General features: G+C 73.9%; 8 protein-coding genes. 2 read left to right on the forward strand and 6 right to left on the reverse strand.

All coding sequences use genetic code 11. The features are described from left to right. Window positions 1–114 precede the first annotated feature (114 nt). Window positions 115–1,311: an RICIN domain-containing protein gene (locus tag ABT015_RS15280; protein ID WP_350879496.1), complete on the forward strand. Its 1,197-nt coding sequence runs from the start codon at window positions 115–117 to the stop codon at window positions 1,309–1,311. An 89-nt stretch (window positions 1,312–1,400) separates the two neighbouring features. On the opposite strand, the gene ABT015_RS15285 is transcribed toward ABT015_RS15280, so the two are convergent. The 4 genes from ABT015_RS15285 to ABT015_RS15300 form a co-directional block, all read right to left on the reverse strand. Next, window positions 1,401–2,390, reverse strand: coding sequence for a PI-PLC domain-containing protein (locus ABT015_RS15285; protein WP_350879497.1), 990 nt, complete (start codon window positions 2,388–2,390; stop codon window positions 1,401–1,403). 89 nt (window positions 2,391–2,479) lie between these two features. Then, window positions 2,480–2,629: a hypothetical protein gene (locus ABT015_RS15290; protein ID WP_350879498.1), complete on the reverse strand. Its 150-nt coding sequence runs from the start codon at window positions 2,627–2,629 to the stop codon at window positions 2,480–2,482. Between the two features lie 154 nt (window positions 2,630–2,783). Continuing rightward, window positions 2,784–3,668 (reverse strand): alkaline phosphatase family protein, encoded by an 885-nt coding sequence (locus tag ABT015_RS15295; protein WP_350879500.1) that lies wholly within the window; start codon window positions 3,666–3,668, stop codon window positions 2,784–2,786. 78 nt (window positions 3,669–3,746) lie between these two features. Continuing rightward, window positions 3,747–4,745: a phospholipase D-like domain-containing protein gene (locus tag ABT015_RS15300; RefSeq protein WP_350879502.1), complete on the reverse strand. Its 999-nt coding sequence runs from the start codon at window positions 4,743–4,745 to the stop codon at window positions 3,747–3,749. Between the two features lie 250 nt (window positions 4,746–4,995). Between ABT015_RS15300 and ABT015_RS15305 the strand changes: the two genes are divergently transcribed. Beyond that, on the forward strand, window positions 4,996–6,261 hold the full coding sequence (locus tag ABT015_RS15305; protein ID WP_350879504.1) for a serine hydrolase domain-containing protein: 1,266 nt from the start codon (window positions 4,996–4,998) through the stop codon (window positions 6,259–6,261). A 108-nt stretch (window positions 6,262–6,369) separates the two neighbouring features. Here the strand turns inward: ABT015_RS15305 and ABT015_RS15310 are convergent, their stop codons facing one another. Beyond that, window positions 6,370–8,766: an ATP-binding protein gene (locus ABT015_RS15310; RefSeq protein WP_350879505.1), complete on the reverse strand. Its 2,397-nt coding sequence runs from the start codon at window positions 8,764–8,766 to the stop codon at window positions 6,370–6,372. Window positions 8,767–9,077: 311 nt separating this feature from the next. Next, on the reverse strand, window positions 9,078–11,876 hold the full coding sequence (locus ABT015_RS15315) for an AfsR/SARP family transcriptional regulator (RefSeq protein ID WP_350879507.1): 2,799 nt from the start codon (window positions 11,874–11,876) through the stop codon (window positions 9,078–9,080). Window positions 11,877–11,917 lie beyond the last annotated feature (41 nt).

Here is an 11,917-nt window from a genome sequence, read left to right on the forward strand (position 1 = left end):
GCGGACGTCAGGCCTACGCAAGGGACGCGTATGGATCGAGACAAAGTGGCACTGATCGACTGACCGGAATGCCATATTTTGTCCCGCCCATCACAGAACTCGCAAGGAGAGCACGTGCGTTCGACGAAGAAGCTGTCGGCCCTGGCCGCAGGGATGAGTGCCGTGGCCGTCCTGGCTCTGGCGGGGCCCGCGATGGCCGACGGCTCGTACGACCCGGCCCAGGAGAACTGCAACGCCGCCAACACGGTGACTCCCGGCTCGACCAGCCTGGTGTGGTGCATCGAGGCGGCGAAGCGCACCTCGGAGATCAAGAACCAGGCCCGCGGCGAGTACGTCCAGGGCACGCTCGACATGCTGATCAGGATGACCGGCGGCAGCTACAACGTCATGGTCTTCAACATCAAGGGCGACAACGCCTTCGGAGACCCCTGGTACGTCCACAACTACGAGCAGAACCTCCAGAACGTCGCCTTCACCTACGACGTCGACTACCACGACAAGACCTCGCGCGAGGACCAGACCTACCGGATCTGGGTCTTCGCCGGCGGCGGCAGTTTCGCCAACGGCTTCGACGGCGGCTGGGGCAACTGGGGGTTCTACGGCCTCTTCACCCGGACCACCCGCGAGCACACCTGGACGTACCCGAGGGGCACGGGCAGCGCCGGCCAGCGCTACAACCACACCGACGGCGTCGTGAACTTCTCCCCGATGGCGTTCCCCGGCGTACCCAGGGACCCGGGCACTCCCGCGCCGGGCGGGCAGCCGGCCACCCAGATCGTCCCCGGGATGCCGCGGGACCCCGGCACGCCGTACGACCCCGGGGTGCCCGCCACGCCGGCCAAGCCTCCCCACACCGGCAAGCCCGGCGATCCGGCCGAGCCCGGCACCAAGCCCGGCACCGGCACCCCCACCGGATCCGGCCGGCCCGCGCTCAACACACCCGTGCACCTGCGGACCGTCGACAACCTCGGCGCCGTCGCCACCGGCTCCGGCGAGGGCGCCTCGGTGATCGCCGGGAAGCCGGGCGACGCGGGCGGCACCTGGACGTTCCGCGACGCGGGCGGCGGCCGCTACCGGATCACCAACGCGCTCGGGCGGGACCTCACCGAGAACACCGGCACCTACTTCGCCGACACCAAGGGGTGGAAGGGCTCTTCGGAGCAGAAGTGGGAGGTGAAGAACGTCTCGGGCGACCGGTACGTGATCCGGATCAGCGACCAGGACTGCCTGACCTACCACGAGGACAACAAGGAGCTCGGGGTGTGGACCTGCGACGGCTCCGCCGAGCAGCAGTGGACCGTCACCCGCTAGCCGTCGCGCCGTCCCGCCCGCCGGCCGCACAGGCGGCCGGCGGGCGGGACGGCGGATGTCCTTCAGGCGGACAAGGCCAGCGGAGAGGCCTAGCGGAACAGGCGGTCGCCGCTGTTGGCCATGCGGTGGGTGCCGCTGTGGCGGTTCACCCAGTCGCGGACGAGGTTGACGGCGTTGGCGCACTGCCAGCTGTTGTCGTACTCACGCACGCCGGTGAAGGCGCCGTAGCCCGCGATGATGCCGTCCACACCCGCATCGCCGAGCAGCTTGTCGACGTACCACGGGTCGTTGTAGGTGGTCGTCCAGGACAGCGTGGCCGCGAGCCGCCCGGCGGCGCGGTCCCCCGCCCCCTTCTTCAGCTCCGCGCACGTGTTGTAGGTGGCCTCCGTGCAGTTGCCGAAGCCCTTGGTGATGTCGGAGTCGCCGTAGTCCATCGCCCGGTGACCGGCCGGGAATCCGGAGCCGGACCGGTTGAAGGCGCCCTGGACCTGGTCACGGGTGCCGGTGGACGTGATGCCCTCCAGCGGGCCGAGCCTGCCTTCCAGGCTCTGCCAGCCCCTGCCGCCGACGTCCGGGGTGTTGCCGCCGTGGTACTCGAAGAAGCCGTAGAGCACCTGGATCCCGGCGGCCGTCAGCCGCTGCGCCTTGTCGCGCAGTCCGGCGACGCTGCACGTGCGGTTGGGCTGCTCCCCGCAGTAGTTCGGGTCCTTGATGTCCAGCCAGACCAGCGACAGCCGGCGTCCGGCGTTGGCGTTGGAGAGGATGCGGTCGATCATGCTGTCGAAGCTGGGGCCCAGGCGGTTCTCACCGGCCGAGGAGCAGTCGTGGTAGGCACGCCATTCGTTCGGGTTCCACCAGGCGCAGACGTCGATCTCGATGGCGTTGGCGCCGTGGCCGAGTGCGGCGTCCACCCCGTCCAGGGTGTCGACCCGGTGCGCGATGGCGTAGATCGCGTGACGCGAATCGGCCGCCGCCGCAGGGGTCGCACCGAGCGCGGTGAGGCCGACGATCCCGCACAGTGCCGCCAGCAGCGCCAGTACCTTCCGCGCGCCGGTGCCGTGCCTGAGGTGAGTGGTCAAGAAACGTACTCCTCGATGTCGGTGCCCTGCAGCCGCCGCTGACGGACGGCCACCCCTGATCCAGGACTGGTCATGTCCGCCTCAGTCTGTCACTGGTTCGTGTCCGGTACGGGGCGAACCGCGCAAATCCTCCGCCAAGGTCCACCGTGCGCGGCCAACTCGGCCCGGAGCGCGGGCAGCTGCTCGTCGGCGGGCTCGTGCGGCAGGAACTCGACCAGGTCCAGCAAGCGGAACAGCACCCGGCTCCCGGTGACGGCGAACCCGTCGTCGCCGAACCCGACCACCGCCCCCGTGCCGCCGTCGACCTTCGACGCGACGGCCGCCCCGCGCGGCGGGCGCGGGGCGGCCGGTGGTCCGGGGAAGGCTCCCGGTGGATCGTCCGAGCGACTGGCCTCAGTTCCAGATGCCGGTGATGTCAGCGGCGTTGGCCGCGTTGCCCGCGTGGGTGGTGGCGCCGGCGAGGTCCTCCAGGGTGCGCAGCACGTTGTAGTGGTTGTAGGTCGCGGCGGAGGTGCTGCCGGGGGTGACGTGGGCGCCGTAGAAGACGGTCGGGATGCGGTTGCCCGCGAGCCGGTTGTCCTCGTCGAAGGTGACCACGAGCAGGCTGTTGTGGCTCTTGGCCCAGGTGGCGTAGGCGCCGAGGTTGTTCTTGATCCAGGTGTCGCCGGTGCCGACCGAGCAGTCGTGCATGTCGCTGCAGAGGTTCGGCACGACGAAGGAGACGTTCGGCAGGGTGGTGTAGTCGGTCGGGAACTGGGCGAAGGTCCTGGCCGAGTTCAGCGGGACGTTGCCGAAGCCGAACCAGGGGTTGTGCTTCTGCGCGTACTTGCCGCTGCTGCACGTGGTGCTGCCCTGGGCGGGCAGGGTCTCGTTGTAACTGGCCCAGGTCTTTCCGGCGGCGGTGACCTCGGAGGCCAGGTTGGGGCCCTGGAGGGCGCCGACGGAGACGCAGCTGTCGTCGGTGACGCCCTGGGTGGAGCCGGAGAACAGGGCGTAGTAGTTCGGCTGGCTGGGGTGGGTGATGCCGAACGACTGGGTGAGGTTGGCGCCGCCGGTGGCCAGGGAGTTGAGGTAGGGGGCGCTGCTGCTGCCGACGACCTGGTTGTAGGCGTGGTTCTCCATCACCACCACGACGATGTGGTCGGGCGCGGGCAGCGCGGCGGCCTGCGCGGTGGAGGCGGTGGCGGCCCAGAGGCCGGCGGAGGCCGCGACCAGCGCGGCCACCGAGCCGAGGGCGGTGGCGGTGCGGCGGGGGCCGCGCTTGGTGGACGAAGTCATGACAATTCCTCGGGTAGGGAGCGGCCCGGGCGCGGACGCTCGATCAGGGCTGCGCGACGAACCGGTCCGGTACGGCGTCTAGTACGGCGTGCCGTTGGCGAAGTCGCGGGCGGCGGTGGCCTCGACGGTGGTCAGCACGCCGGGGTCGGTGGTGATCAGGCCCAGCTCGCGGTTGTTGTTCAGCGAGTTGTCGGAGAAGTTCTCCGAACCGGCGAACACCTTGGCCGAGGGCGTGCCGTAGTCGGCGACGATCGCCTTGGCGTGGATGTACAGGCCCGTGGTCGAGGAGTAGGTGACCACCTGGGCGCCGGCCGCGACCACCTGGTCGAAGTAGCTGCTGTAGGACGAGGGGTTCATGCCCACCACCCGCACGGTGACGCCCCGGGCGGCGGCCGCGGCGACCGCGTCGACCAGGGCCTGGTCGCCGAACTCCAGCTGCTCCAGGTCCAGCGTGTGCTGCGCGCCGTTGATCAGGCCCAGCAGGCGGGCCTGCGAGTCGGTGGGCGACCAGACCAGGTTGTCGCCGTCGGAGGGGGTGATCGAGGTCTGCGCGTAGTCGGCGGCGAAGACCTGCTCGATCGCGGCGACGTCGTTGGCGTCGGTGTCGACGACGCCGTAGTCGCGGCTGCTGGAGTAGTAGGTGGAGTCCAGGTTCCCGGTCAGGATCAGGGACTTGGCGCCGTCCACGGTGACGGTCTTCTGGTGGGTGTAGACGAACGCGGAGGAGGAGTACGTCACCCCGACGCCGGCGGCCCGCAGGGCCGAGTAGGCGGCGCCGTTGACCGAGGTGTGCCGGCCGTCGAGGATCACCCGGACGGTGAGGCCGGCCCGCTGGCGGCCGATCAGGGCGTTGACTGCGGTGGTGTCCCGCAGCTCGTACATGGTCACGTCGACCGAGCGGGTGGCCGAGTTGATGAGGTCGTAGACGACGCCGTGGTCCTGGTCCGGGAACACGATCGGCGTGTACGTGGCGGCGGTGGCGGCGGTGGCGGCCTGGGCGGTGCCGGACAGCGGTATCAGACCGGCGGCGGCGAGCAGCAGCGCGCCGGCCCGGCGCGCGGAGGTGGCCAGGGGCATGCGGAACTCCACGATCGATGAGGGGGAAGGCCTGGGCGAAGGTGCGGGAGCACGCGCGAGGCGCCCGAACAGCATCGGGTGGATCGGTCGACGCGGGTAGACGACGGCAGGTAAAACCTTGACCCCGGGCCGGGAAACGGATGGTGCACCCGATCGGGTTCACTTTGCCAGCCGCGGGCCCCTCCGGTGATAGTGGATCTTCGAGGACGTGGCCGGACGCCGCGTCAGCCGAGTGAGAGAACAGAGGATCATGGCGAAGATCAGCCTTCTGCGTCCGCTCGCGGTGGCGGCCGCGGGTGTCGTCCTGCTGGCGACCGGAGCCGCGCAGGCCGTGGCCGCCGACCAGGGCACCACCAGCGCGCCCACCCCGGACACGGCCGCGGTGCGCGCCGCCCTCCAGGCCACCACCGACGCGGGCGCCCCGGGCGCCTTCGCGGTGATCCGCGACCACGGCGACGCCGAGTCCACCCGGTCGCTGGCCGTCGGCAAGGCCGATCTGGACGGCACCCCGATGAACTCCTCGTGGAGGTTCCGGGTCGGCAGCAACAGCAAGATGTTCAACGCCGTTCTCGTGATGCAGCTGGCGGAGCAGGGCCTGATCGACCTCGACAAACCGCTGCGCGACTACCTGCCGGCCGGCACCCTGCCGGACACCTGGACCATGACGGGCCGCCAGGTCATGGAGCACCGCGCCGGGATCTACGACCACACCAACGACCTGCTGGAGCAGGCCGGCGAGGAGACCACCAGCGCCTTCGAGGCGCGCATCCGCACCAACGTGTACGCGCCGCGCGACCTGGTCGCGATGTCCGTCAAGCACGGCCAGCAGTACACGCCCGGGAGCCGGTACTCCTACTCCAACACCGACTTCGTCCTGATGGGCCTCGCGGTCGAGCACCTCACCGGCCGCCCCTACGAGGACGTCCTGCGCGAGCGGATCATCGAGCCGCTGGGCCTGAGCAAGACCTCCTTCGTGGTGCCCGACCAGACGATCCAGGGCGCCCACATCACCGGCTACCTCACCAACGACGACCGCACCAAGCCGCTGCTGGACTCCACCGAGCAGACCGGCTCCTGGGTGTGGACGGCCGGCGCGGTCATCTCCGACGCCGCCGACCTCGACCACTTCCTCACCGCGCTGATGGCGGGCAGCTCCGGCGGGCTGGTCTCGGACGACTCGCTGAAGCAGATGACGGCCGCCCTGGCCACCCCCACCGCCAAGATCAGCTACGGCCTCGGGCTGCGCCGCATCTCGCTGACCTGCGGTGACGTGTACGGCCACGGCGGCATCGTCCAGGGCTTCCAGACCCAGTCGTTCGCCACCCCGGACGGCAAGCGCTCCGTCGTCGTGTTCGCCAACGCCTCCAACAACGGCTCCGTGACGCAGGGCCTGATGAACGCGCTGGAGCCGGCCTTCTGCGGCAAGAAGCCGGCCGTCGCGCCGCGGAACTCGTTCGCCCCGAGCGCCTTCGCCGAGAACCACACGCTGCCGGTGGTCGAGGACACCCGGATCTGACCGACCCGCACAGTCCGCCGCTCACGCGCCCGCACGGCCCATCCGCCGTGCGGGTGTGCGCGTTTCGGGCCCCGGGCCCCAGGCCTCGGGCTTTCCCGGCTTCCCGCCTCACCCCGTCCGGCGCCGCCCCTGCCGGGGGCCGTCCGCGCTGAGGTCGGTGAGCGCCTCGGTGAGGAGTTCGCGGGCCTCCTCGGCGCGGCCCTGCTCGATCAGGGCGGTGCCGAGCTCGGTGAGGGTCTTGGTCATGCTGTCCGGCCAGCCGATCTCCTCGTAGTGGGTCAGGGCCTGCCGGTAGGCCTTCTCGGCGGCCGGCCAGCGCCCCAGCGCGGCGCGGTCCAGGCCGAGTTCGTGTGCCGTCATGGCCGCCGCCAGGTGCATCAGCGGCGAGGACCAGCGCTCCACCAGCTCCAACGCGCCGGCCAGCGCGCGCCGGCGGGACTCCACCGCCTCCTCGGCCCGGCCCGAGTCGCGCAGGCAGTTGGCCGCGCCGCGCAGCGTGACCAGCCGGCCGATCCAGCCGGAGCGGCTGTTGACCTCGGCGAAGGTGTCCGCGGCCCGGTGGTAGGCGTCGATGGCCTCCCGGTGCCGGTGCAGGTGCCGAAGGCCCGCCGCGAGGTAGGTCAGCGCCCAGCCCTCCTGCTCGCGGGCGCCGATCCGGCGGGCCAGTTCCAGCCCCTCGTTGGCCAGGTCGATGCCGCGCTGGTAGCGGTGCAGGCAGGTGACGTACGTCCACGCCAGGTAGTTGACGTGGACGGCCTCGGCCAGCTGGTCACCGCAGGCGCGGGCCGCGTCGACCGACAGCTGGAAGACCTCGGCCCAGATGTCCCAGCTCAGCAGCCGGTCGGAGAACCAGTGCATGGCCTCCGCGGTGTCGATCACCTCCCGGTGCCGGCCGGCGGCGAAGGCCTGGTGGAGGGCGGCCAGCCACTCCGGGTGCTCCTCCTCCAGCCAGCGCGCCGCCTCGGTGAGCGGCACCGGGGGGCCGGTGCGGTCCGCGTCGGCGTCGGGATCGGTGTCGGGGTCCGCCGTCGCGTGGTCCGGGTCGAACCGCAGGCCGTACTCGGCGGCCCGGTTCAGCAGCCAGTCACCGGCCCTGGCCCGGGCCTGCGCCACCGCCTCGGGGCCCTCGTCGGCGCCGAGCCGCTCGCCCGCGTAGAGCCGGACCAGGTCGTGCAGCCGGTAGCGCTCCGGGGTGGCGAGTTGCACCAGCCCGGTGTCGATCAGCTGCTCCAGGACGAGTTCGGTCCGGCCGACCGGCAGGCCCGCGTAGGCGGCGGCGACGGCGGCGGTGAAGTCGTGCCCGGCGGTCAGTGCGGAACGGCGCAGCACCAGCTGGGATTCGGCCGGCAGCCGCCGGTAGGACAGCGCGAAGGCCGGGCGGACGGCCAGGTCCCCGGTCTCCAGCAGATCCAACCGGTTTTCCTCGGCGGCCAGTTGGCGCACCAGATGACTGACCGGCTGCTGCGGGCGGGCCACCAGCCGCTGCCCGGCGATGCGCAGCGCGAGCGGCAGGTAGCCGCAGAGCCGGGCCAGTTCGGCGGTGGCGTCGGGCGCCGCGTCGATCCGCTCGCGGCCGGCGATCCGGGCCAGCAGGTCGGCGGCCTCGCCCGGAGCCAGGGCGTCCAGCCGCAGGCGGAGCACCGACTCCAGGCCCGGCAGGGCGTTGCGGCTGGTCACCAGGGTCACGGCGGGCCCGGAGCCGGGCAGCAGCGGGCGCACCTGGCTCTCGTCGGCGGCGTTGTCCAGGACCAGGACGAGCCGGCGCTCGCGCACCAGGGCCCGGTAGAGGCCGGCCCGCTCCTCCGTCCCGGCGGGCACCGCGTTGTCGGCGACGCCCAGGGCGCGCAGCACCTGGCCGAGCGCGTCGCGGGCGGAGAGCGGGGTGGCGGCCATGCCGCCGAGGTCGAGCGAGAGCTGCCCGTCGGGGAAGAAGGGGGCCAGGGTGTGGGCGGCGTGCAGGGCGAAGGCGGTCTTGCCCAGGCCGGGCTGGCCGCTGATCAGCACCACCCGGGGGTGGGCGGGTCGGTCGTCCTCGGCCAGCTCGGACAGCAGGGCGAGGGCGTCCTCGCGGGCGGTGAAGTCGGCGATGTCGCGGGGCAGCGCGAGCGCGCCCGGCACGAGCGGGGCGGCGGGCGCGGCGTCCCCGGTCCCGACCGGTCCGGCGGGGGCGGGGACGGGGGCGGGGGCGGCCGGCCCGCGGGTGGGGGCGGCGGCCGGAACCGGCCTGGTCCCCCGGGGGCGGCCGCACTGGGCGGCCCGGTCCAGCGCGGCGGTTTGCGGGGCGTCCAGGCCCAGCGTCTCGGCCAGGGCGCGGACGGTGCGCCGCTGCGGCCCGCGGGTGCGGCCGCGCTCCATGTCACCGACGGCGCGCAGGCTGACGCCGGCCGTCGCGGCGAGCTCTTCCTGGGTCAGGCCCGCCGCCACCCGGTGCCCGGCCAGCAGGCGGCCGAAGTCGCCGGCCCCCTCGGACCCCGTGCCCGCTCCCGTGTCGCTCACAGCCGTCATGTCCCGCCCCTGCTAGCGCCGTTACTTCTGCCAGGCGTTGTGCCTGGTCGACCGTCCCAGGCAGAAGTGTGCCCGGGCAGAAGTATGCCTCGTACCCAGTTCTTTCCCAGCATCGAGCGCCCAGCTCAGGTGCCGGGCACCCCGGTGCGGGCCGCGGCGTCCCACGCGCTGGTGGGACGGCCGTGCGTGCTGGTTCTGCCGATAGTTCCGCCTGTGGTTGTGCCGATCGGACGGGCCGGGCGGAGCCGGCGGGACGGGTGGGACAAGCGGGATGAGCAGGGCTGCTGCCGCGACGGCGGGGCGGCGCACCGTCAGCGCTCCCCCGCCGCCAGGGCCCGGGCCGCCTGCCGTCTGGCGACGGCGCCCTCGGTGGTGCGGCCCAGTTCGCACAACAGGTCGGCCAGCAGGCCGTGGGTGCGGGACTCCAGCCCGGAGTCGCCGACCGTGCGGCCCAGGGCGATGGCGAGTCGGGCCGTGGACAGGGCGGCGTCGCGGCGGCCGAGCGCGTGCAGGGCGCGGGCCCGGCTCTGGGTGGCGAGGACGGCCTCGACGCCGGAGCGGGTGGTGGCGACCCGGACGGCCTCGTCGGCGTGGGCCAGGGCCGGGCCGGGGGAGCCCGCCAGGACCAGCGCGTCGGCGAGGTCGGTGAGCGCGCGGACGAGCAGGCCGCCGACGGCCGGGGTCCGGGCGGCGCTCACCAGGTCGGTCATCAGCGGCAGGGCCTGGTCGTAGCGCCCGGCCCGCAGCAGCGCACCGGCCACCCGGGCACGGCACTGGTGGCGCAGCAGTGGGTCACCGGCCCGGTCGGCGGCGGCCACGGCCCGTTCCAGCTGCTGGACGGCGGTGCGATGGGCGCCGCGGTCGACGTGCAGGACGGCGAGGTCGGTGGCCAGCCGGGCGACGGCCGCCTGGTCCGCGCAGCCGTGGGCGGCGCGCAGGCCGGCCTCGGTGACGGCGCGCCAGTGCGTCCGGTCGTGGCCGGTGGTCTCGTACAGCAGGCCTATCCGGTGGGCGAGTTGCCAGGATTCGGCGGTCCGGCCGAACTGCTCGGCGCAGACCACCACCGCGCGCAGGGCGCTCTCCTCGCGGCGGAACCAGGCGGCCGCCTCCGCCGGGGCCGCACCGCCGCCCTCGGGCGTCCAGGCGGCGGTGGTGCGGCCGCCGGTGGTCCAGGCCGCGGTGACCGCGAGGTAGTGGGCGATCAGCCGGTCGAGGGCGACGAACCGGTCGTCGCAGGTGAGTTCGGCGGCCTGCCCGGCCGCGTAGCGCCGGACCAGCTCGCGCCGGGCGTAGCGGCCGGGCGTGGCCTCCTCCAGCAGGTGGACGGCGTCCAGCCGGGCCAGCAGGGTGCGGGTGGTGGCGGGCGGCAGGTCGGCGAGCGCGGCGGCGGTGGCGGTGTCGATCACCGCGCCGGGGTGCAGGCCGAGCAGGGTGAACAGCCGGGCGGGGGCGGGCGGCAGGGTCCGGTAGGTGTGGTCCAGGGCGGTGGTGACGCCGATCGGGCCGCGATCGGTGCCGGCCAGGGTGGCGAGGCCGGTCTGCTCGTCGGCGAGTTCCGCGGCCAGGTCGCCCAGGGTCCAGCCGGGGCGGGCGGCCAGCCGGGCGGCGGCCAGCCGCAGGGCGAGCGGCAGGTGGTCGCAGGCCGCGGCGAGGTCTCGAGCCGCCTGCGGTTCGGCGGCGACCCGGGCGGGGCCGAGGGTGCGGGCGAGCAGTTCGGCCGCGTCCTCGGCGCCGAGGACGCCCAGCGGAAGCGGGATGCCGCCGTCGCGGACCAGCAGGTCGCGCAGTCGGCAGCGGCTGGTGACGATGACGACGGGAGTACCGCGGACGCCGGCGTCCCCGCCCCCGTCCGCGCCCCCGCCTCCGTCCCCGTCCCCGTCCCCGTCCCGGGTCGAACCGTTCCCCGGCGGGGGCGGGTCGGGCAGCAGCGGGGCGAGTTGCTCGTACGAGCGCGCGTCGTCCAGCACGATCAGCAGCCGGCGGCCGGCCAGCAGTTCCCGGTAGCGCTGCTCCCGCTCCTCGGGCGAGGCGGGCAGGGCGCCCGCCGGCTCGCCGAGGGCGAGCAGGAACCCGGCCAGCACGTCGGCGGGTTCGCGGGGACCGGCCGGGTCGAAGCCGCCCAGCTCGGCGTGCAGGACTCCGTCGGGGAAGTGCGCGGTGGACCGCTGCACCCAGTGCTGGACCAGACTGGTCTTGCCGACCCCGGCCGGTCCGGTGACCAGGATCGGGTGGCCGGACCGGACGGCGGCGGCCAGGGCCTCGTCGAGCCGGGCGAATTCGGCCGACCGGCCGGTGAACCTGCGGTCCGGCGCACCGCGCCGCGGAAGCCGGGCGGGTCTGGGCGGCGCGTCCCGCTCGGGGCCGTCCGCCGACCGTTCACCGGCGTGGCGCAGCTCCGGGCCGGGCGGGCCGGAGAGCCGGGCCACCGCCCGGTCGTACCAGGCCGCCGCCTCGTCCCGGCGGCCGGCCTGGTCGAGGCAGCGGACCAGCCGGGCGACCAGCGTCTGCCGGGTCGGGTGGGCGGCCGCCGCCTCGGCCAGCTCGGCGGCCAGCTCGCCGCCGCGGCCGGCCCCGAGCAGGCCCTCGGCGAGCCGGTCCAGGGCGCGCAGCCGCAGGTCGGTGACGTGCGGCAGGGTGCGCTCGCGCAGCAGGACGGACCCGCAGTCGACGAGGGCCGGGCCGCGGAACAGGTCCAGGGCGGCGCGCAGCAGGGGCACGGCCGGATCGTGCGGCTCGGGCTCGGTGCTCGCGGCGGGCGCGGCCGGGGCGGGGCGCAGCACGCCCGCCCGGTCGCAGAGCCCGCGGAAGTGCAGCAGGTCCACCCGGTCGGGGTCGCCGGCCAGCAGGTAGCCGGCGCCGCGGGTGCCCAGGGTCAGCCCGGGGCAGTCGAGCAGTTGGCGCAGGGCCGCGACGTGTCCCTGGAGCGCGGCGCGGGCGGTGGGGGGCGCGTCGCCGTCCCAGACCAGCTCGATCAGCTCGTCGGTGCCGACGGTCTGGTTGAGCCGGATGGCGAGGGTGCTCAGCAGCGCGCGGCGTTTGGGGGCCGAGGGTGTGACCGTCGTCCCGTCGTCCCGTCGTACCGCGACCGGCCCGAGCAGATCGATGTGCATGCGGCCCTCTCCTCCCCTGTCGCCGATCGGATCCGCCGCCG

Origin of the sequence: Kitasatospora sp. NPDC094016, assembly GCF_040304045.1 — a bacterium.
Classification (GTDB): domain Bacteria; phylum Actinomycetota; class Actinomycetes; order Streptomycetales; family Streptomycetaceae; genus Kitasatospora.